Origin of the sequence: Bacillus sp. FSL K6-3312 (assembly GCF_038007485.1) — a bacterium.
GTDB lineage: Bacteria > Bacillota > Bacilli > Bacillales > Bacillaceae > Bacillus > Bacillus pumilus.
The window spans coordinates 3842619-3863046 of the sequence record NZ_JBBOXI010000001.1 but is presented as its reverse complement, the minus strand read 5'-3'; the positions used below and the strand labels follow the sequence as shown (position 1 = coordinate 3863046).

The window sequence follows — 20428 nt, the reverse complement described above, 5'->3', positions numbered from 1 at the left end:
AGGAAGGTGATATGGTATGGAAATTATCAAAGTGCTGAATACCAGTGTGGTTCTCGCTAAAAGAGATGACGGTAAGGAAATCATCGTAATGGGTAAGGCGATTGGGTTTAAAAATAAGCCAGGCAGTCTTATTCAAGAGTCTGATATTCAAAAGATTTATGTGCTAGAAGATCAAAGCACGTCTAATGATTTAGCTGAGCTTATGAGGGAGACCCCAGAGGAATTTTTAATCATGACGGATGAGATTATATCCTATGCGAAGCGCCGTTTATCTACACACTTAAATGAGCATCTTTATATTTCTTTAACCGATCACCTTTTTATGGCTACGAAGCGCTTTAAGGAAAATTTAACGATACAAAATCGCCTGCTGTGGGAAGTAAAGAAATTTTACCCCGAAGAATTCAGTATTGGTCTGCATGCACTAGAGCTGATTGAAAAACAATTGGGCATTCAGTTGCCTGAAGAAGAAGCGGCGAATATTGCATTTCATCTCGTAAATGCGCAGCAGACTAAAGATAATTTAAATCAAATCGTGATGATGACCAATATGGTCAAAGACATTTTAAATATTATCAAAATTCATTATAAGATCGACATTCCCACAGATACGATTAATTACTCCAGATTTTTAACACATTTACAGTTCTTTGTTCAGCGTTTGCTTGAGAACAAAATGCTTGAAACAGATGATCACGATCTAATCGGTCAAATCATGAGGAAATACCCTGAAGAAGTAAAATGCGTGGAGAAAATCGAGAAATATATTAAAACAAATGTTGATTACACGATATCCAATGACGAAAAAATGTATTTAATTATTCATGTCAATCGAGTTGTTCAAAGAAATAACGCATAGTCTTGAGGAGGAAGAAAAATGTCTAATCAAATTAGGAAATTTCCGGAAGGTTTTTTATGGGGTGGCGCCATAGCGGCAAACCAAGCAGAAGGTGCATGGAATGTAGACGGAAAAGGGCTATCGACTGCTGATGTGGCGATCTTTAAAAAAGGTCTCAGCAAGTCTGACTATAAAAAGCACAATAAAGTGGATGAGGAACAAATCCAGCAAGCGATGAATGCAGATACCGCTGAAGACTATCCGAAACGAAGAGGTGTAGACTTTTTTCATCGTTATCCTGAAGATATGGCATTGTTCAAGGAAATGGGATTGAAGACATTACGTGTCTCGATCGCATGGACACGTATTTTCCCAAACGGTGATGAAGAAGAGCCAAATGAAGCGGGGTTATTATTTTACGACCGTCTATTCGATGAAATGAGGAAACATGATATTGAACCACTTGTCACGTTATCTCATTATGAAATGCCACTATATTTAGTGAATCAATATGGAGGATGGTCTCATCGAATTGTTGTTGATTTCTTTGTGAAATTTAGTCGAGTTGTATTTGATCGATATAAGGAAAAAGTGAAGTATTGGCTGACTTTTAATGAAATTGATAGTATTGTTCGTCATCCATTTACTAGTGGGGGCATCGTGTCAGAGCGCTTTGACAATGTAGAACAGGCAGTTTATCAAGCATTGCATCATCAATTTGTTGCAAGTGCTTTGGCGGTTAAATATTGTCATAAAATGATTCCTGGGGCAAAAATAGGGTGTATGCTGACGAAATTAACAACGTATCCGTATTCTTGTAACCCAAAGGATGTTTTAAAGGCGTCAAAGAACAATCAGTTCAATATGTTCTTCACAGATGTACAGGTGCGCGGTGAATATCCACGTTTTATCAATCGACTGTTCAAAGAAAAGAATATCCACATTGAGAAACAGCTGGGAGATGACGAGTTATTAAAGGTGCATACGGTTGATTTTATTTCTTTCAGTTACTACAATTCACTAGTTGCTACTGAAAATAGTGAGGGCATGGAAACTGTGAGCGGAAACACAATTGGCGGCGTGAAAAATCCTTATTTAGAAGTCAGTGAATGGGGCTGGCAGATCGACCCTATTGGTATTCGTATCTCTTTAAATGATTTATATGATCGCTATCAATTACCACTGTTTATTGTGGAGAATGGTTTAGGTGCATATGATAAGGTGGAAGATGGAAAGATCAATGATGACTATCGTATTAGCTATCATGAGCAGCATTTTCAGCAGATGTTAGAAGCTGTTGAAGATGGGGTCGAGTTGATGGGTTACACGAGCTGGGGAATTATTGATTTAATTAGTTACTCATCGTCCGAAATGGAAAAACGGTATGGGTTCATCCATGTTGATCAAGATAATGATGGAAATGGAACATTAAAACGAACACCTAAAAAAAGCTTTTATTGGTACCAGAACGTGATTCGTCAAAATGGTTTGGAAATAGACGATGAAAAGAATTGAGACACCTTTTAAAGGAGTGGCAGATAGCCGCTCCTTTTTTTTATTTATTGCGTCAGATGTTTGGCGATGATTTCCCTCAAATTTAAGCAATTCACTATCATTACCTTTCACATTCATATAAAATAAGAGCAGTGAAAAATTGAAGAAATGCTTGATACATGAAGGGCATGTAAGCGGTGAGCTGCATGACATGATGAGATGTATGAACGTGAAGGCTGCAAAGCTGTTCTTTCTCACATATGAGATCTTATAAGCGTAACCATTATTTATCACTTCATTGCGATGGTGTTGAGGGGTGTGTCAGGATGAGGAATCCGTATGTGAGAACGGCTTCTAGTCTTTATATCAATTATTTTTTATTAGGGATGGTCAATATTATATTGGCTTCCAATATGCCATTTTTAATCAAACAGTTAGATACCAATAGTGCAGGAATTAGTTATATGATTTCGGCGCTTGGCATTGGCAGGGTGCTTACGTATGGTTTATCGGGCGTGCTGTCAGATCGTTTTGGGCGGAAGCCAGTCATTTTGGTTTCGGGTGTGCTGATGGCGGTGTTCCTCATCGGAATTCCGTTGTCTCCAAATTATCAAATCGCGTTTGCGTTTGCGATTTTGGCAGGGGTCGCAAATTCGGCAATGGATGCAGGAACGTATCCTGCATTAATGGAGGCTTTTCCGCAAAACTCGGGATCTGCGAATGTGATGGTGAAGGCCTTTATCTCGATTGGGGCAACCATTTTGCCACTGGCGATTTTCTTTTTAGCAGAGCATGATTTGTTTTATGGAATGGCATTTTTTGTTCCTGCTCTGATCTATCTTGTGAATGTCTTGATGCTGTGGACCTTGCCATTTCCGAATCATCGCAAGGTGGAGCAAGTCCAGGTAACGGAGCATGACGGACTTCCGCGCTTCTCGACAGAGCCTACATTTTGGAGAGAAGGGATCGCACTCATTGTAATCAGCTTTACGTCAAATGGGCTGTACGCCTTGCCGCAAATTTGGCTTCCGACGTATGGTGAGGCCATATTGGGGATGACATCGGGCAGTGCTGTGAAACTGCTCAGTTACTATAGCATGGGCGGGCTGCTGTCTGTCGTGATGCTCGCATTTCTGTTGCGCCGTTTTGTCCGTCCGGTCACTGTGCTGCTGATCTATCCAATCATTACGCTTGTTTCCATTTGTGTGCTCTTGGTCGTGAAATCCCCAGTCATCGGAACCGTCAATGCCTTTGTATTGGGATTTTCAACAGCAGGAGTCTTTCAGCTGACGTTAACTGTGATGGCTGAATTCTTCTGGAAAAACAAAGGGACGATGACAGGAATTATTTCCACAGCGGGCGGTGTGTCGGCTATCGTCATCCCGGTCGTAACAGGCTTAATTCAGAGTCACTCGTCCATTTTACAAATCTTTATGTTCGATGCAGTGGTGGCTGTTGCGGCCATTATCGGCGCACTGTATATCCTGTATCGATACCGCCAAATCATGGTACATGATTAAAAAAAAGACGACCTCCGCTTAGGAAGTCGCCTTTTTTTTGTTTAGAAACGGTCATTTTCAAAAAGAATTTGTTTCACTTGATCAACTGGCATATCTTCACCAGTAAAGAGTTTGTAAGCAAGTGCACCTTGCCATAGCATCATGCCAAGACCGTTAATGGTTTTGGCGCCAGCTTCCTGTGCTTGTGCAAGAAGCTTTGTTTTTTGCGGGTTGTATACGACATCTGTTACGATCAAATCTTCACGCAGTACATCAAGTGTATCATCGATAATGCTGAGCTGATCTAGTGGTTTCATGCCAAGGCTTGTCCCATTTGCTAGGATCGCACTTTCTGCTACTTCACGGCGGAAAGCGTCTTTGTCTTCAAGTGGGAAAATGTTCGCTTTGACACCAAATGATTTCATTTCTTCGTTGATGTACGTCACATTTTCTTCAGCTTGAACAAAATATTGATCATTGCGAGCGAAAATACTAATTTCACGAATACCAGATTGTGCAAGCTGAATCGCAATCGGAGTCGCAGCGCCGCCAGAGCCAACGAGAGTGACCTTCTTACCGGCTAATTCAACGCCATGTTCAATCAAGTTTCTCACATACCCAAGACCGTCTGTGTTGTAACCGATGAGCTTACCATCCTTGTTCACAACGGTGTTGCTTGCACGTGTGTATCTTGCAGAATCGTCTAGTTCATCTAAGTAATCCAATACTTTCATTTTGTTCGGCATAGAAACGTTAAACCCAGCTGCACCCATTGCTTTCATACCATTTACGGCTGCTTCTAGTTCTTCATTCCCTACTTCAAATGCGAGGTAAGCATAGTTGATCCCTGTTAGTGTATAGCCAAGGTTATGCATCCGTGGTGAAAGGCTGTGTCCGATTGGTGTAGCAAGAAGACCAACTAATTTTGTTTTCCCATCAATATTTCGTTCATGTATGTTTGTCATGATTGACATCTCCTTTAATTATCTAAATAATTTTTTCATGCGTCCAAGAACAAAGACCGCTAGCAATACGCTCATAACCGCAATGATCATATCGAAAAATAACGTCATTTTAATATCGTACGTGCTGACCAACCCACTTGTAATGAGCGGCACGAGAATAAACGCGGAGCTTGCCGCAATGTTGACGTAGGATGAAGCCGTTGCTTTGTTTGTCGGGAATAGTTTCATCATGATACTCATCACCAGCTGGAAGATTCCCGCTGTAAATAGCCCTAAGAAAAAAGTGCTGACAATCACAATGCTGTATGTTTCGATTTGGAATAATGAAAGCATCGCAAGGAATGCTCCAATTGGATAAATAATTGCCACCATAATAGGTGAAATGAATTTATCTAAGACGATCGACAGCAAGAGAACAGACACCAGTGCACCGATACTAAAATAAGATAGAAGCTGTGTGGCTTGTTCTGTGCCAAGTCCGATTAATTTTAACCCGAGCTGCGGAAGCCATGTCTGCCATACGACAAACAATGCAGTCGACGTGAACCCCATGAGTACAACAGCTAAGCCTTCACCAAGCATTTTAGGTTCTTCCTTCATTTGTTCCTGTACTGGAAGGTCATCTTGTGAAGAGACTTGCTTATGGTTCGGGAACGGCATAAAGATTAAGTAAATCCCAACAAGTAAATAAAGAAGCCCTAGTCCAAAGAACGCCCAGCCCCAGAAGATGTCATGTGCAATAAGGAATGCCAGGATAAATGGAAGAACAGTCGCTCCAATTGAAACGGACGCCTTCACTAAAACAGAAGCTGAACTTGCCTTTTTAGGAAACGATTCTGTCAAAGCAGGATATGTTCCCGAATCAAGTAATGAGTTTGCAATCCCAGCAGAAATCGCAAAGATAAATGCTAGTGTATAACTCGTTGTCGTTGGAATACCGATTAAGAATAATAAGTAAAGAAAGTTTCCTGTAATAATGACAGGCTTACGTCCCCAGCGGTCGGCTAACCGGCCTGAGAAAAAGAGAGCAACCAGTTTACCAATTCCGATCGCCGATACAAGCAAGCTGATTTTCGGAATATCCACATGGTAGCGTTCAGATAAGCTGTCCATGTTGGATGCCACAATAATATTGATCATGCCGAGCATGAAGTAGTTTAAATACATGCCAACAGACGATTTAATATAAGGATTTTTCATGTTCCCACTCCTATATTTGAAACCCCTTTAGGGTCAAATTCTTTGTACACCCTTTGTTATTTCCTTAAAAGTAAATAATATGATGCCCATCACAACACCCCTTTTGTGATTGATGAAAAAAATAATGAATATTCATCTGTTCTTCAATTAAGTAAATCGTTCTACTGAAATATAAAAAATAATAACAGTCTTAATAAGAAAGTCGATCTTCATGATTTGATCAGAATCAGAAATGATCAATTTAACTGTTGTTGAATGAAAAATAACGAGCTGACGAGATAGGTATAACGATATACTAAAAGAAGCAACGAGATAAATATACTCCTGTGTTTTAAATGTGTCAAGTTTATGACTTTGTGATTTAAAAAAAGAAAAATGAAACAAAGAAATAGTTGACTTGATCAATAAAAAAAGAGAATTGCTGCACGCAATTCTCCCTTTCATGATGATGAGGTTTCTCTAATATGAAGTTGAGGTTTTAAGATCACTCGCTGCAGCTCTTCATCCTGCTCGTTCATTTTTTGATATAAAAGGTTCGCTGCTTTTACCCCGATGGATCGGGGGAATGAGGAGACAGTGGTGAGCGGTGGGTGATATAGCTCCGCTTCAGGGATGTTATCGAATCCAACCACATCGATATCTTCACCAGGCTTAATGTCCCGTGCTGCCAGTTCCTGAATGACCCCAAATGCGACTAAGTCACTAAAGCAAAAAATAGCAGTAGGAGGCTCGGGCTGGTCGATGACTTGGGTAAGGGCTTCCTTCCCGCCTTCACGAGTAGGTACCATATCGATAATAAGAGATTCATCAATTGTCAGGTTTGCCTCATCATGTGCTCTTTTGAAACCTTTCATGCGTTCAATCCAAGTCGATGAGGACTTGATGCCGCCTAAAAAGGCAATACGTCGATGTCCTTTTTGAAGAAGGTGATGTACCGCCATCCAAGTGCCTTGTTCATAATCAGCGCCGACATAGTCACAATGCACATCCGCTAATTCACGGTTTGCCAGTACTTTTGGGGTGCGAATTTGATTTAACTGTTTGACCGTCCGAGTAGAGCTTTTCGAAGCTAGGTTTAAAATAATCCCACCAACTCGATGCTCTACCATTGTGGAAATGAGCCGCTCCTGTTTATCGACACTGTCAAAGGTCGTACCAAGTAAAACAGTATAGCCTAGTGATTCAAGCGTGGTTTGCACGCCAATTAAAAACTCAGAAATAAAGGTGTTAGAAATATCCGTGACAATCACACCAACGATATTTGAGCTTTTTGACCGCATGTTGGCAGCAACGCGGTCGTATACGTATCCTAAGTCCTCCATGGATTGCAGTACTTTTTTTCGAGTGGCTTCAGAGATTCTAGGATTATTTCGAACAACAAGTGATGCCGTTGAAGTCGAAACACCGGCATGCTTGGCGACTTCCTGTAATGTGACACGCTGTTTGTTCATTTTTTTCATTTGTTTTCACCAACTTCCATGGATTGCCTAACTTTGTTCTTGATCAGAGGGATTTCTCCATCAAACGGGCCGAACATCTTTTGATTTATTATACATGAATCAAGGGGGAATGATGAAGTGAAGTTATATGACTGCCACCGTCAATCATAAAAGATTTCCATTGACAGCTTTCTTCTAGAGGCGTAAAATATGAAATTATTCAGAAATAGCAACATTTTAATTAAATAATGAAGGCTATGATTGCTGTGGGTTACACTATGGCAGGAGCAGCTTCTGGAGAGACCGCATGTATGTGCGGCGCCGAAGGGTTCACAATCTCAGGCAAAAGGACAGAAGAGTACGAAATATTGTATTTGTAATGCATGGATGATGCCGTGTATTGCTTTTCTCTATTTTGCTATTCTTTTATGACCGTGAGATTGGAGCGCATCCAATCTCTTTTTTTATGGACTTTTTGAGAGTTCATTATTTCAGTATAAGATCGTGTCGTAGGAGGGCGTTAGCATTGGAACAACAAGAATTAAAACGAGATTTATCAAACCGCCATGTTCAGTTGATTGCAATTGGCGGAACCATTGGAACTGGGCTGTTTTTAGGCTCTGGAAAGGCCATTCAATTGGCAGGTCCATCGATCATTTTTGCTTATTTAATTGTCGGAATGGCGATCTTTTTTGTCATGAGGGCACTTGGTGAATTGCTCTTATCGAAGACAGGCTATCAGTCATTAACCGATATTGCAGAGGATTACCTTGGTCCGTGGGCATCCTTTGTGACAGGATGGACGTATTGGTTTTGCTGGATTATGACCGCGATGGCGGATGTTATTGCTGTCGGAGTGTATGTGCAGTATTGGTTTGACATCCCGCAATGGATTCCTGCTATCATTTGTTTGTTGATTTTACTAGGGTTTAATTTATTAACGGTGAAGCTTTTCGGAGAAATGGAATTCTGGTTTGCACTTATTAAAGTGATTACGATTCTATTATTGATCGGCGTTGGAATTGTCCTTTTAATCATTGGTTTTCAAACAGATACAGGACCGGTGACGGTAACGAATCTTTGGTCACACGGCGGACTATTCCCGCATGGTGTCACAGGCTTCTTACTGTCATTCCAAATGGTCATCTTTGCGTATGTGGGAGTGGAACTGGTCGGTGTGTCCGCAGCAGAAACAGCCAATCCACAAAAAAACATCCCGTCTGCGATTAATAAAATTCCATTAAGAATTCTATTTTTCTATGTGGGCGCCATTTTTGTCTTACTATGTATCAACCCATGGACTGAGCTCAGTGCATCAGAAAGTCCTTTTGTAAAAACCTTTGGGCTGATTGGAATTCCAGTAGCAGCGGGACTCATTAATTTTGTTGTCTTGACGTCTGCGGCTTCGGCTTGTAATAGCGGTATGTTCTCGACGAGCCGAATTTTGTATAATCTCAGTCATCAAAAACAGGGCCCATCTTCCTTTGGCCGCCTGAACAAGCACGCTGTTCCAAGTAATGCACTATTCGTTTCAACGATTGTAGTTTCGGTCGGTGCTCTTTTAAGCAAGCTGATTCCAGAGCAAGCCTTTGGTATTGTCACAACCATCAGTGCCATCTGTTTCATTTGGGTATGGAGTATTATTTTAATTTGCCATTTGAAATATAAAAAAACAAAGCCTGAACTGCATGCAGCATCTACCTTTAAAGCGCCGTTCACACCTTTTGTGAACATTTGTGTTCTTGTCCTTTTTGCTGCCATTCTTGTGATCATGCTGTTTGCGGATGCAACACGTCCGGCGCTCTTGTTAACACCGGTTTGGTTTGGTTTCTTATTATTGATTTATGCCCGAAAGAAACGCCGTGCGTCATAATGGACAGAAAAAAGCACAGCCTTTCCAGTAGGCTGTGCTTTTGTTCATTTAACGATTTCTAATCCTGAACATATAATTTGCATTCAAAATGATTAAAACAAGTCCAATCACGATGATTGAGAAGAGTTGAGAGTGATTGGCTCCAAGGGAATACACAATCAGAATAAACATGGCACTGGTCAATAAGATGTTCATCATTTGATACGTGTGAAACAGTCCGCCAAGCATCACATGCTTTTCACCTTCGTCAGAAATAGCGAGCAGCTTTTTACTATAATCTTTGTCAGACGGGCTTGGGAGATTGCGATTAGGGTAGACAAGCTTTAGAACGGATATCGCTACGTAAGAACTGATAATGGTGACGATAAATAAAGCAACATTGACGAAAATCAGCCAAATAGGCTGTTCGGTGACAATGGCCATACCGATGGCAATAATGGACAAAATGGTACTCACCGTATTGGCTAAAGTCAAATCAGTAAAGGTGCGATACTGTTTTACTTCGAGTTCATCCTCTTCATCTCCAGATACCGAAAGTGATACTCTTTTCTTCATACGTGAAATCCCTGAAAAACAATAAACAATCAATACAATCGTCAAGCCGCTGATGACAAGAGTCGCTTCAAATGCAACATCAAGAAGGGTCATCTCAAATTCAGCTGCAAGCAGACAGTAAGCGCCGAGAAAGCCAAGGAGAGCACCTAAAAGCATTTTGTATATAGTTTTCATGATAGTTCATCCTCCTCGAATAGAAAAATACGTTCAATGGGTTCCTGAAAAATTCGTGAAAGCTTAACAGCGAGCAAGAGAGACGGCATTAATTCATCGCGTTCCATTAAGCTGATGGTCTGACGAGAAACTTTTGCACGCTTGGCAAGCTCAGTTTGGTTCAAACCATCACGCGCACGAAGCTCTTTTAATCGATTTTTCATTCTGTCACCTCAATTTTGATCTGATTCTTTCTTTGATTGTAAAGCATATTATTCAATTTGACAAATAAAGTTGTCAAATTGATAAAAATAATTGTCAGAAAGATCATCTTTCTTCAAAAGATGAACCATGATACGCTAAAAGAAAGAGAAACAGAAAATAGGTGATGCCCGTGTTCATTGACCAATTAAAAAATGACTTACATCAATCTCAACCGTTATTTATTGGAGAAGAAACAGCGTTCAAAGCTGCAGTCCTTGTCCCTTTGGTGCAAGTAAACGGAGAATGGCATATTTTATTTGAGGTGCGATCGCTCATCATGAGAAAACAGCCGGGAGATATTAGTTTCCCTGGTGGCAAACTCGACGGCAGCGAAACAGCACAGGAAGCTGCATTGCGAGAAACACATGAAGAGCTGGGCATTCCGCCAGAATCGGTGGAGATTCTTGGACAGCTTAGTCCTTACATTGCGTCTCCATCCTTCGTGGTCTACCCATATGTCGGGATCATTGATGAACAAAAAGTGAAACACTCCTTCAATCAAGAAGAAGTAGAAGAGACCTTTACCGTGCCTCTATCATGGCTAATTCAATATGAGCCGTACCTACATCATGTATCCGTTCAGCCAACTCCTGCTGAGGATTTCCCTTATGAAAAAATCATGAATGGTGAGAAGTACCGCTGGGGAAGCCGTTCGATAGAGGAATGGTTTTATGATTATGAAAACTACACCATTTGGGGATTAACAGCCCGCATATTAAAACATTTTGTGACCGTTGCAAAAAGAAATTCCTAGAGATTCGCTCTCTAGGAATTTGTTGTTTTCAGCCGTTCTTTCGCTGTTTGTTTTCCTTTACCAATTTGAATAGACGCTCTCGCTTGGCTCAATCCATAAGAAGGCATATTCACATAGACAGATCCATACGAGCCGGCTTGAATTTGATAGGTTTCATGATAAATACCCACTGCGTCATTGTTCTGAGCCCTCTGATGAAAGTTCTTCCAAGCTGCCAAATGTTTTTCCATCTTCGCATAAGCCAGAAGGTCATCTGTTGATTTCCAATATTGGATCATCGCTGTCGTACGTAAGCCAAAGTAATTCTCTGTCCCGAGGAAACCAAGCTCATCTTGATGGGTATACAGCTCTCTGATCATGCCAGGCATCGACATGAACACAGGCATCCATTGATGAACCGCCCAGCGTTTGTTGATCCGCATGCCGATAATAAACACAACAATCGAGTCAGAATTCTCTGTTGTAAACCTGCCAGCACGTATGTCTTTTTTCATTCATTTACCCTTCCTTCTTCATCAAGTGGGATGTTTCCACGCACCAATCAATTCCTGCTTGAGCCACTCTTTTTCCGTAATCTAAAGTAAACAGCCAATACTTCGCATCTGCTTCATCTGGATAAAGCTCTTGAATGTTTTCTTCAATCGAAACATAGGTCTCATAACGGATACGAAGCTGCCTTTCATAATCCTGTAGCAGTACCAGCTTTTTCTCAATCGAAAGATATTGACCGAAGAATAACTTTAATAACACTTCATTTCGTTCCGTTGGTAACTGATCGAGAGGCTTTGCCAGCCACTCTCTTAACGTCTCCAGCCCTTTTTCAGTCAAATGATATTCCCGCTTGTCTGAGCGGCCTGACGAAGAAGCAGGTGAAACCTCAGCAAGCCCTTCCTCGACTATTAACTTTAAAGCTGGATAAATTTGTCCATAACTAATTTTCCAAAAATGATGCAAGCTCTTATCAATTAATTGCTTCACTTCGTAACCAGACTTACAATCTGTCGTTAAAATACCTAAAATCGCATACGTCGTATCATTGTATTTTTTCATATCAGCACACCTATCTAAAAGATATATCAATTAGATATATAATAAGCGATGTGCAGTGGCATATACAAGAGGATTTTAAAAAATACATTTTATAAAGGAGGTGAAGAGACAACAGATTTTGTGAATTGGGAAGATGAATCACTCATATAAATTGACATGACGATGGAGAAAAAAATAATGATAGCGGAGGGGGACAAATGAGCAAATCAAAAATTTGGATCATGGCTGTCCTGACGGTACTAGTCATTGGTGCAGTTGGCTGGATAGCATATCAAGCAACCGCAAAAAAGAGTGCACTGAATCACTCCTACGCCTTTGCGTATAAAACAAAAGATCGTGTGAATTGGTTTAAGGTAACGGAGAGAAAAGGGAAAGTAACAGGTCATCTGAATGAAACCATTCTGGAAGAAAATCCGGAAATGCATTATGATCCTAATCTATTTAAAAATAAAAATCAATTAACTGGAAAAGTAATTGAAAACGGTTACGAATTTCAAGTGAAGCAAGGAAAAGATACGGCTATATACGAAGTTCATATTGCTGGAAAAGATCTTTCTGTGAAAAAACAAGGTGAAAACAAAAGCACCACATACAAAGCGGTTGATCAAAAAAAGCTAAAGGCGTATCAAAAAGTCATTCAAGATCGATATGATGAACTAATAGATGACTCAGAAAATAGATTTTATGATTATTTAAGAGACTACATCAAGAAAGTAACAGGCGCTTACGGTTATCTGTATACTGCGGAGGATGATTCATACCAACTATTTCTACAAGTAAAGCACATGCATATTGAGTCAGAATGGTCAGGGTCTTTTCTGATGAGAACAGTTCCAGGGGATGGTAGTGAACCTTATAAAGAGACGAAACATAAAGCCAGTGGTGTTTCTGATGGAATCATGTTTGATATCAGTACCTATCCTCAAATCGAAGAGCACAAAACGGGTATTATCGTAGGTTCGACGAATCGAGGTGCAAAATCAATAAAACTTCCTCTGAAAATAGCAGGCGGCACTGTAGAATTTAAACCAGTCACGAAACAGGAATATCAAAAACAATCTGAAGCATTTAAAAAGCAGGCGGAAGAAAAGAAAAAATAGACTGTGTTAAACCAGATGAGTGAGTCAACTTATCTGGTTTTTTTATGGTGGAAATAGTTCTTATTAATGATAAAAGGAAATAGGTGTATTAAAAAAAGAGAAAGGCTGCTTCAAGTAATTAAAAAAAGCAATTTAGGTATATGGACCTTAATAATTTTTAGAAAAATAAATGTTGACGCTTTCATATAATCGATATATACTAAAATCAAATCCAATATTGATAAATTAGACATGTGACTGGTCATGCAGGCAGGATCTAAAAACGATGAATTTCTTTAATTTGTCGTTTTAGGTCCTTTTTTTGTTGCTAAAATATAGGTCTCATGTATGAGAAAAGGGGGAGAAAAAATGGATTACACACAGGTTGCCAAAGACGTTTTACAGCATGTAGGTGGCAAAGAAAACATTGCGCACCTTGAGCACTGTTCAACAAGACTTCGCTTCACACTAATTGATCAGAAAAAAGCAGATGTACCAGCACTAGAAAAAACACCAGGTGTCATAGCTGTCAGAATGTCAGGACAATGCCAAGTGGTCATTGGGAATGACGTCATTGAAGTGTATCAAAAGGTAACAAAATTAATGGGCGGCAGCTCGCCTGGACAAGACGTGCCATCCAATCAGCCAAAAGAAAAAAGAAAAATAGGCACAGTTCTGTTAGATTTCATTGTAGGTGTCTTCCAACCGCTTGTTCCAGCTATCGCAGGCGGAGGGATTTTAAAATCATTTCTTCTCCTTTTCTCTCTATTAGGCTGGATGGATGCAAAGGGTCAAACCTATCAAATATTGAACATGGTAGGGGACGCACCGCTTTACTTCCTGCCTTTACTAGTCGCTGTAACGACGGCGAATAAACTAAAGGTGAACCCACTGGTCGCATTATCAGCAGTCGGTGCGCTTCTTCTTCCGAACATGACGGCTATGCTTACTGAAGGTGCGCAATTGCTGTCATTCGATGTGAAAAATATAGCTTATGCGTATCAAGTGTTCCCAGCAATCCTTTCTGTATTGCTTTACGCTCAAATGGAAAAATTCTTCACACGATTTTCACCAAAACCAATTCGGATTTTCTTTGTTCCAATGATGTCATTGGTCATTACTGTACCAGTTACATTACTTCTATTAGGACCGATTGGTTTTACAGCAGGACAAGGTTTTTCATCTATCATTCTCGCAATGTTTAATACAGTAGGCTGGGTAGCTGTCGCGATTTTAGCAGCAGTCCTCCCATTCATGGTCGCATCAGGTATGCACAAAGCAATGGTCCCTTATGCAGTCACAACGATGGGTACCCTTGGGAAAGAAGCACTTTATTTGCCAGCATCACTTGCGCATAATATTGCGGAAAGTGGAGCATGTTTCGCTGTAGCACTACGCACAAAAGACAAGGTACTCAGATCAACAGCCATTTCGGCAGGGATTTCAGCATTTTTTGGTATCACAGAGCCTGCTTTGTATGGTGTGACACTTCAAAATAAGCGAGTTCTTGGAAGTGTCATGATTGGTTCGTTTGTTGGCGGGATCTTCATTGGATTAGTTGGTATACAAGCCTTTGTACTTGTTGGCCCTGGATTAGCAAGTATGTCGATGTTTATATCAGATGAGCTCCCACGAAATCTAATGTTTGCTGTCATTGGAGCAGTCATTTCCTTTATTGTCGCCTTTATCGCTGCTTTTGTATTAGGTAAGGATAAAACAGTAGAAGAAAAGACAAATGATCAAGCGGCATTTGCTGAACAAATTGGAGCAGGTGAAACATTCAAAAGTCCTGTGATTGGTCAAATGATCTCTCTATCTGAAGTAAAAGATGATATTTTCTCTTCAAAGGTCATGGGAGACGGAATTGCCATTGTCCCTTCAGAAGGAGCGCTTTATGCACCAGTAGATGGTGAGGTGACCATGCTGTTCGAAACAAATCATGCACTTGGTATGAAAACGGACCAAGGCGTTGAAGTATTATTCCATATCGGCATTGATACCGTGCAATTGGAAGGACAGTATTTTCATCCAAAAGTTCAGGCAGGAGAACGTGTTCAAGCAGGAGATTTACTGATTGAATTTGATGTAGAAAAAATCATAGCAGCAGGTTATGATCCAGTTACACTTGCTGTCATAACAAATACAGATCAATATGATATAAAGGTACAGCCATTACAAGAGGTCAATCGTCAAGATACATTGATGGTGGTCACACAATTAGGAGGCTAAATATATGACAACAATTAAAGGTTTTCCAAAAGGGTTTTTATGGGGTGGCGCCATTGCCGCCAACCAGGCAGAAGGCGCTTGGAATATAGATGGAAAGGGACCATCAGTTGCAGATATTGCAATGTATCGTTCCAATTTAAGTGTAGAAGACTATGAAGGACATCTTGCTGTGACTTCTGAAAATATAGACCGTGCAATAAAAGACCCAGATGATAAAAAGTACCCTAAACGCAGAGGTGTTGATTTCTATCATCACTATAAAGAGGATTTGGCTCTATTTGCTGAAATGGGCTTTAAAACACTTCGCATTTCTATTGCGTGGAGTCGGATCTTCCCTACTGGAGAAGAAGCTGAACCAAATGAAAAAGGGCTGCAATTTTATGATCGTGTATTTGCCGAAATGAAAAAACTCAATATAGAACCGATTGTGACACTCTCTCATTATGAAATGCCTTTAGCCCTTAGTGTGAAATATAACGGCTGGGTGGAAAGAAAAGTGGTCGATCTCTTTGTGAAGTTCGCCAATGTTTGTTTCGAACGTTATCAACATGATGTGAAATATTGGCTGACCTTTAATGAAATTGATAGTATTCACCGCCACTCATTCATTACAGCAGGAATTATTCCTGATCGTTGCCCAGAAGGTAAAGTAGAAGAGACCGTGTATCAAGCACTCCATCATCAATTTGTTGCATCTGCTCTTGTAACAGCTGATTGCCATCGTATTATCCCAGGTAGCCAGGTTGGGTGTATGCTGACAAAATTGACAACGTATCCGCATACGTGTCACCCGAATGATGTGGAACAAGCCTTGAAACAAAACTTAGAAAACTATTTCTATGCAGATGTTCAGGTGTTTGGCGAATATCCGCCACTGATTACACGGATGCTTGAGAGAAAAAATATTCATATTCATATGGAAGCAGAAGATCTCAACATTTTAAAAGAAAACACAGTCGATTTCATCTCTTTTAGCTACTATATGTCTTTAACTGAATCCGCCCAAGAAGGGTTAGAACAGACAGAAGGGAATACGATTCGTGGAGTCAAAAACCCTTATCTGCCTTCAACTGACTGGGGCTGGCAAATTGATCCGGTTGGTCTGAAAATTTCTTTAATCGAACTGTATGATCGCTATCAAAAACCTCTTATCATTGTCGAAAATGGAATGGGTGCAAAGGATAAAGTTGAAAGTGATGGCTCTATCCATGACGACTATCGGATTAACTATTTTAAAGAGCATTTCCGTCAGATGAGAGAAGCGATTGAAGAGGGCGTCGATCTCTTTGGATATACGAGCTGGGGCTCAATTGATATTATTAGTGCAGGTACATCACAAATGTCAAAACGCTATGGCTTCATTCACGTAGATCAAGATGATGATGGGAACGGAACATTAAAACGATCTCGAAAAGACTCTTTTTATTGGTACCAAAAAGTCATTGAGACAAATGGTGAATCGCTTGATTGAACACCACAATCATGAAAACAGGTGATGACGATGTTTAAAATCAAAAAAGTTTTAAACTCGAGTGTGGTCCTGGCTGAAGATCAGAACCAACAGGAGATGGTTTTGTTTGGCCGTGGGATTGGCTATGGACAGAAACCGGGTCAAATGATAGAAGAGAAAAATGCGGATCAAGTCTTTATGTCAGTCGATAACATGAGAGCAAAAGAATTTCTTCAATTGTTAGATTCAATGCCTCAAGAGTTTATCGATTTAACTCAGCGCATCGTCCAATATGCAGAAAAACGGTTAAATTCAAATCTAAATACAGGTGTTTATTTTACCTTAATGGATCATTTGAATTTTGCTGTTGAACGACATAAAAAGAATATTAATATTACGAATCGCGTGTACTGGGAAATCAAAAATTACTATACTGAAGAATTTGAAGTAGGGAAGTACGCTCTTGAGTTAGTCAATGATACATTGGGCATACAATTACCAAAAGAAGAAGCTGCCAATATCGCCTTTCACTTAATCAATGCATTAGGTGAAGAATCCGATTCAAAAGATAGCATGAAATATGCCAAAATGATCGGGAGCATTGTCAATCTTGTGCGCTATACATTGAATAGGAAAATGGACCAAGAGAATATTCATTACAGTCGGTTCATTACACATGTGAAGTTCTTTGTAGAGAGGTTTTATGCAAATAAATTACTGTCGGATCAAGAAAATGAGTTGTTTGAACAAATTGCACACTTGTATCCTCAGGCGATGGATGTTGCTTTTAAAATCAAAGATTATATTAAACAGGTGCATAGTATCGTCATTCCTAATGATGAGCTTACTTATCTTGCGGTACATATACACCGCCTCATATCTTATCAGCAATTAAAATAATGGTGGAACCACTTGCCTTGTGATCAGGCAAGTGGTTCTTTGCTGTGATCAATTTTTATATTAAGTTCCGATAGGTCGTTCTGTTGTGCCAGGATTCGTCTCATTTAACGAATTGAAAGACACTGTTTGTCCGAAAACAACGATGGTTAAAGCGAGGATCAATAAACTCATTTTTTTCATTAGAATTCCTCCATTCAAATATAGGATGGTTCATGTGATAGGCTTCCTTCAAAAAGAGATAGGCTTGATGAATGGCACCTAAATCTTCAAAGTGTTTTGCAGCTAATGCACTTAATTCACAGGCACCTTCAGCATCCTTTAATTCTTTTAGAATGCTGATTTCCTCGAAACAGGCTTGAGCTTTTTGAGACATATCCTCAGTAAAATATAGATGGTAAAGCAAATTCATTTTTGCTGTATAGATGGGGCATTTCTCTGATTCGTGTTTTTGGTTGACCAATTCGAAGTAATAGAGAGCTTGTGTTCTTTCATCAATAGAGAGCAGCTCTTTGACTAACATAAACATGGTGTGATGGAAATAGCACGATGAGAGGTAGTGTTCATCACTTAGAGCCTTTTCTAGGGCATCGATACATTTTTTCGATTCTCCAGCTTCGGCATACAGAATACTGATATTATGAAAAAGTTGTGAAGTTAGAAAATGATCATTTAGATTGTCAGCGATGTGTAATGCTTTTTTGTAGTAGTTTTCTGCTCTTGTGAAGTCGCCAATATCCATATAATTAGCAGCGGCGATGACAATGGCTGTCGCTAGTCTTCTTTCATATCCTTCATGACTTTTGAAAATATCTATAGCATTCTGAATATAGTGAAGAGAAATTAGGCTTTGACGAAGTAGCATATATAAGTTTGCGATTTTCGTATGGAATTCAGCTACTTCTATTTCATCCGGAATGTTTTGCAGTTTTTTCTCGGCAATTTTAAACAGTCCAATGGCTGATGCATAGTCTCTGTTATATGAAGCGTAAAGGGCTTTGTATAGGTAAAAATAGTATTCAATTAAGTCGTTTGTTTTAGAGGGGCAATCTAGCTCTGTCTGTTCATTCAGTTTTTTACCTCTTCGTTCATATATCATGAGTTTATACTTGCCTTCTAGCAATGAATAATAAGTCAATACCTCCTGATTCTCTTCCATTTCTTGAAGCAATTGCTTTAATTCTGTGTACATTGCGTTAGCACTTTGTACATCATGTTTGCGAATCGCAATTCGCCAATCATTTAAACGGTTCCCCACCTGTTCAGCAGAAATGATAGCCATGAAATTTCACCTCTTTAAGATCCTTTCACCTGTTTCACTAAAAAACGATATCACAATTTTTGGAAGAATATAATCATTTCTGTGAGGTGATTGCCAAGAGGTAATAAAAAGGACCTATGGTCATGTGATGTACGAAATTGTAATGGTGATTGAATGTTTTTACAAATGATTAAAATCTTTTTTTAATCGTCTAAAAAAGGAATATATACAATGGGTTTTATGATTATGATCAAAAATATCACTGGTATATTACAAATAAAGAGATTTTAGTTAATCGGTGGGTAAGTTGGAAGGTCGATCTATTAAAGAAAATCAGTTATGATGATGCTAGACCAAATTTGGAATAGACACGGATAGAAGCAGACAAAAATTAGTCTGTTGGAAAGGATGTTGATATGAAAAAAAGATTTAAAATCTCAAATTGGCAAATCACAGTGATTATGGCGACGCTGTTACTTGTTTTAGTGACTCTGTATATGTCAAAGAGATACTTTTATAGCAAAGAAATCGAATTGCTGACAGAATCTTGTCAACAAGTAGGCGGCAAAATCATACTAGAGACTAATAGTTTGTCTATGGATTATTCATTTGAGTGCCAGGAAAAGTAAAACAGGCAGAAAGGCTGCCTGTTTTATTCCAACTTAAAACCCTAAATCTTGAAGCCATTGATTTAATCTGGTCTCCCGTTTCTCGGCAGTTGACTCATCATCATATCTCCCTAAATGTAAGCTAGCCGTTATTTCTCCGTCATTCATAAACATGATTCTTTCAGAACGAAGAGCAACCTTTGGGTCATGTGTGACGAGCAGTAGTGTCGCTCCTTCAGAATGGATTTTCGAAAATATATTCATCACTTCCTTCGTTGCATTGGAGTTAAGAGCACCTGTTGGTTCATCAGCGAAAAGAATGTCTGGTTCATTCATAAGCGCTCGACAGATAGAGGCTCTTTGAAGCTGACCTCCTGATACTTCTGACAAATATCTATCTGCTAAATGATCAATATCAAGCTTCTCCATTAAATATCTAGCTCGCTCATTCACTTCTTTTCTTGGCTTTTTCTTTGTTAAGTAAGCTGCAACAATGATGTTATCAAATAGATTAAGATTTTTTAGTAAGTGGCTGTGTTGAAAGACAAATCCCATATCTGTTAAACGCAGAGCAGTTAACTGTTTATCTGTCATTTCTGATAATAAACTGCCTTTATATTTGATCTCTCCTGTTGAGGCTGATTCTATCCCGCTAAGCTGATAAAGCAAGGAGGTTTTCCCGCATCCGGAAGGTCCCATAATGGTCACAAATTCCCCAGGATTTATCGATAAATGGATATCTTTAAGAATGATTTGTTTCTGTCCTTTTAAAGAATCAATTTGCAAAGACAATCGCTTTGTTTCAATCAAGTGTTCCATG

General features: G+C 39.6%; 18 protein-coding genes and 1 riboswitch. Of the genes, 9 read left to right on the top strand and 9 right to left on the bottom strand.

What is annotated here, in order from left to right:
* Window positions 1-16 precede the first annotated feature (16 nt).
* The 3 genes from licT (at window position 17) to MHI11_RS20205 (ending at window position 3852) form a co-directional block, all read left to right on the top strand.
* Window positions 17-859, top strand: coding sequence for a BglG family transcription antiterminator LicT (gene licT / locus MHI11_RS20215; RefSeq protein ID WP_044139098.1), 843 nt, complete (start codon window positions 17-19; stop codon window positions 857-859).
* An 18-nt stretch (window positions 860-877) separates the two neighbouring features.
* On the top strand, window positions 878-2353 hold the full coding sequence (locus MHI11_RS20210) for a glycoside hydrolase family 1 protein (RefSeq protein ID WP_044139099.1): 1476 nt from the start codon (window positions 878-880) through the stop codon (window positions 2351-2353).
* 305 nt (window positions 2354-2658) lie between these two features.
* Window positions 2659-3852, top strand: coding sequence for an MFS transporter (locus tag MHI11_RS20205; RefSeq protein WP_113767946.1), 1194 nt, complete (start codon window positions 2659-2661; stop codon window positions 3850-3852).
* Window positions 3853-3893: 41 nt separating this feature from the next.
* Here the strand turns inward: MHI11_RS20205 and MHI11_RS20200 are convergent, their stop codons facing one another.
* The 3 genes from MHI11_RS20200 to MHI11_RS20190 form a co-directional block, all read right to left on the bottom strand.
* Entirely contained in the window at window positions 3894-4796 is a 903-nt protein-coding gene (locus MHI11_RS20200) for a hypothetical protein (RefSeq protein ID WP_044139102.1), read from the bottom strand.
* A gap of 18 nt (window positions 4797-4814) precedes the next feature.
* Window positions 4815-5996, bottom strand: a complete 1182-nt coding sequence (locus MHI11_RS20195) for an MFS transporter (RefSeq protein ID WP_340962216.1) — start codon at window positions 5994-5996, stop codon at window positions 4815-4817.
* A 440-nt stretch (window positions 5997-6436) separates the two neighbouring features.
* Window positions 6437-7456: a LacI family DNA-binding transcriptional regulator gene (locus MHI11_RS20190; protein WP_111913000.1), complete on the bottom strand. Its 1020-nt coding sequence runs from the start codon at window positions 7454-7456 to the stop codon at window positions 6437-6439.
* Between the two features lie 263 nt (window positions 7457-7719).
* Window positions 7720-7799, top strand: a riboswitch (glycine riboswitch).
* 162 nt (window positions 7800-7961) lie between these two features.
* On the opposite strand from MHI11_RS20190, the gene MHI11_RS20185 reads away from it, so the two are divergent.
* Complete coding sequence (locus tag MHI11_RS20185) at window positions 7962-9308, top strand: amino acid permease (protein ID WP_050944619.1); 1347 nt, start codon at window positions 7962-7964, stop codon at window positions 9306-9308.
* Window positions 9309-9356: 48 nt separating this feature from the next.
* On the opposite strand, the gene MHI11_RS20180 is transcribed toward MHI11_RS20185, so the two are convergent.
* Together MHI11_RS20180 and MHI11_RS20175 are read right to left on the bottom strand one after the other, a co-directional pair.
* Window positions 9357-10037: a DUF3169 family protein gene (locus MHI11_RS20180; protein ID WP_340962215.1), complete on the bottom strand. Its 681-nt coding sequence runs from the start codon at window positions 10035-10037 to the stop codon at window positions 9357-9359.
* A complete protein-coding gene (locus tag MHI11_RS20175) occupies window positions 10034-10240 on the bottom strand; it encodes a helix-turn-helix transcriptional regulator (protein WP_003215336.1) in 207 nt (68 codons plus the stop codon). The genes MHI11_RS20180 and MHI11_RS20175 overlap by 4 nt, the downstream gene beginning before the upstream one ends.
* Window positions 10241-10410: 170 nt before the next feature.
* On the opposite strand from MHI11_RS20175, the gene MHI11_RS20170 reads away from it, so the two are divergent.
* Window positions 10411-11034: an NUDIX hydrolase gene (locus MHI11_RS20170; RefSeq protein ID WP_137054133.1), complete on the top strand. Its 624-nt coding sequence runs from the start codon at window positions 10411-10413 to the stop codon at window positions 11032-11034.
* A gap of 11 nt (window positions 11035-11045) precedes the next feature.
* Here MHI11_RS20170 and MHI11_RS20165 read toward each other — a convergent pair whose 3' ends face one another.
* Window positions 11046-11528 (bottom strand): DUF4188 domain-containing protein, encoded by a 483-nt coding sequence (locus MHI11_RS20165; RefSeq protein WP_340962214.1) that lies wholly within the window; start codon window positions 11526-11528, stop codon window positions 11046-11048.
* 4 nt (window positions 11529-11532) lie between these two features.
* The gene (locus MHI11_RS20160; RefSeq protein ID WP_106029401.1) at window positions 11533-12084 is read right to left on the bottom strand and encodes a PadR family transcriptional regulator; all 552 of its coding nucleotides are present in this window, start codon (window positions 12082-12084) and stop codon (window positions 11533-11535) included.
* A gap of 197 nt (window positions 12085-12281) precedes the next feature.
* Here MHI11_RS20160 and MHI11_RS20155 point away from each other — a divergent pair, with 197 nt between their 5' ends.
* From MHI11_RS20155 to MHI11_RS20140, 4 genes are all read left to right on the top strand, one after another.
* Window positions 12282-13184, top strand: a complete 903-nt coding sequence (locus tag MHI11_RS20155) for a hypothetical protein (RefSeq protein ID WP_340962213.1) — start codon at window positions 12282-12284, stop codon at window positions 13182-13184.
* 348 nt (window positions 13185-13532) lie between these two features.
* Entirely contained in the window at window positions 13533-15392 is a 1860-nt protein-coding gene (locus MHI11_RS20150) for a beta-glucoside-specific PTS transporter subunit IIABC (RefSeq protein ID WP_340962212.1), read from the top strand.
* A 4-nt stretch (window positions 15393-15396) separates the two neighbouring features.
* Window positions 15397-16863, top strand: coding sequence for a glycoside hydrolase family 1 protein (locus tag MHI11_RS20145; protein WP_340962211.1), 1467 nt, complete (start codon window positions 15397-15399; stop codon window positions 16861-16863).
* A 30-nt stretch (window positions 16864-16893) separates the two neighbouring features.
* Window positions 16894-17742 (top strand): PRD domain-containing protein, encoded by an 849-nt coding sequence (locus MHI11_RS20140; RefSeq protein WP_340962210.1) that lies wholly within the window; start codon window positions 16894-16896, stop codon window positions 17740-17742.
* 100 nt (window positions 17743-17842) lie between these two features.
* On the opposite strand, the gene MHI11_RS20135 is transcribed toward MHI11_RS20140, so the two are convergent.
* Entirely contained in the window at window positions 17843-19021 is a 1179-nt protein-coding gene (locus MHI11_RS20135; protein WP_044139115.1) for a Rap family tetratricopeptide repeat protein, read from the bottom strand.
* A gap of 641 nt (window positions 19022-19662) precedes the next feature.
* Complete coding sequence (locus MHI11_RS20130) at window positions 19663-20427, bottom strand: ABC transporter ATP-binding protein (protein ID WP_044139118.1); 765 nt, start codon at window positions 20425-20427, stop codon at window positions 19663-19665.
* Between the last annotated feature and the right edge of the window lies 1 nt (window position 20428).

Bases quoted from the DNA above. Each gene is read 5' to 3' on its own strand.
- licT (WP_044139098.1), top strand. From the start codon at position 17: ATGGAAATTATCAAAGTGCTGAATACCAGTGTGGTTCTCGCTAAAAGA.
- MHI11_RS20210 (WP_044139099.1), top strand. From the start codon at position 878: ATGTCTAATCAAATTAGGAAATTTCCGGAAGGTTTTTTATGGGGTGGC.
- MHI11_RS20205 (WP_113767946.1), top strand. From the start codon at position 2,659: ATGAGGAATCCGTATGTGAGAACGGCTTCTAGTCTTTATATCAATTAT.
- MHI11_RS20200 (WP_044139102.1), bottom strand. From the start codon at position 4,796: ATGACAAACATACATGAACGAAATATTGATGGGAAAACAAAATTAGTT.
- MHI11_RS20195 (WP_340962216.1), bottom strand. From the start codon at position 5,996: ATGAAAAATCCTTATATTAAATCGTCTGTTGGCATGTATTTAAACTAC.
- MHI11_RS20190 (WP_111913000.1), bottom strand. From the start codon at position 7,456: ATGAAAAAAATGAACAAACAGCGTGTCACATTACAGGAAGTCGCCAAG.
- MHI11_RS20180 (WP_340962215.1), bottom strand. From the start codon at position 10,037: ATGAAAACTATATACAAAATGCTTTTAGGTGCTCTCCTTGGCTTTCTC.
- MHI11_RS20175 (WP_003215336.1), bottom strand. From the start codon at position 10,240: ATGAAAAATCGATTAAAAGAGCTTCGTGCGCGTGATGGTTTGAACCAA.
- MHI11_RS20165 (WP_340962214.1), bottom strand. From the start codon at position 11,528: ATGAAAAAAGACATACGTGCTGGCAGGTTTACAACAGAGAATTCTGAC.
- MHI11_RS20160 (WP_106029401.1), bottom strand. From the start codon at position 12,084: ATGAAAAAATACAATGATACGACGTATGCGATTTTAGGTATTTTAACG.
- MHI11_RS20155 (WP_340962213.1), top strand. From the start codon at position 12,282: ATGAGCAAATCAAAAATTTGGATCATGGCTGTCCTGACGGTACTAGTC.
- MHI11_RS20150 (WP_340962212.1), top strand. From the start codon at position 13,533: ATGGATTACACACAGGTTGCCAAAGACGTTTTACAGCATGTAGGTGGC.
- MHI11_RS20145 (WP_340962211.1), top strand. From the start codon at position 15,397: ATGACAACAATTAAAGGTTTTCCAAAAGGGTTTTTATGGGGTGGCGCC.
- MHI11_RS20140 (WP_340962210.1), top strand. From the start codon at position 16,894: ATGTTTAAAATCAAAAAAGTTTTAAACTCGAGTGTGGTCCTGGCTGAA.
- MHI11_RS20135 (WP_044139115.1), bottom strand. From the start codon at position 19,021: ATGGCTATCATTTCTGCTGAACAGGTGGGGAACCGTTTAAATGATTGG.
- MHI11_RS20130 (WP_044139118.1), bottom strand. From the start codon at position 20,427: ATGGAACACTTGATTGAAACAAAGCGATTGTCTTTGCAAATTGATTCT.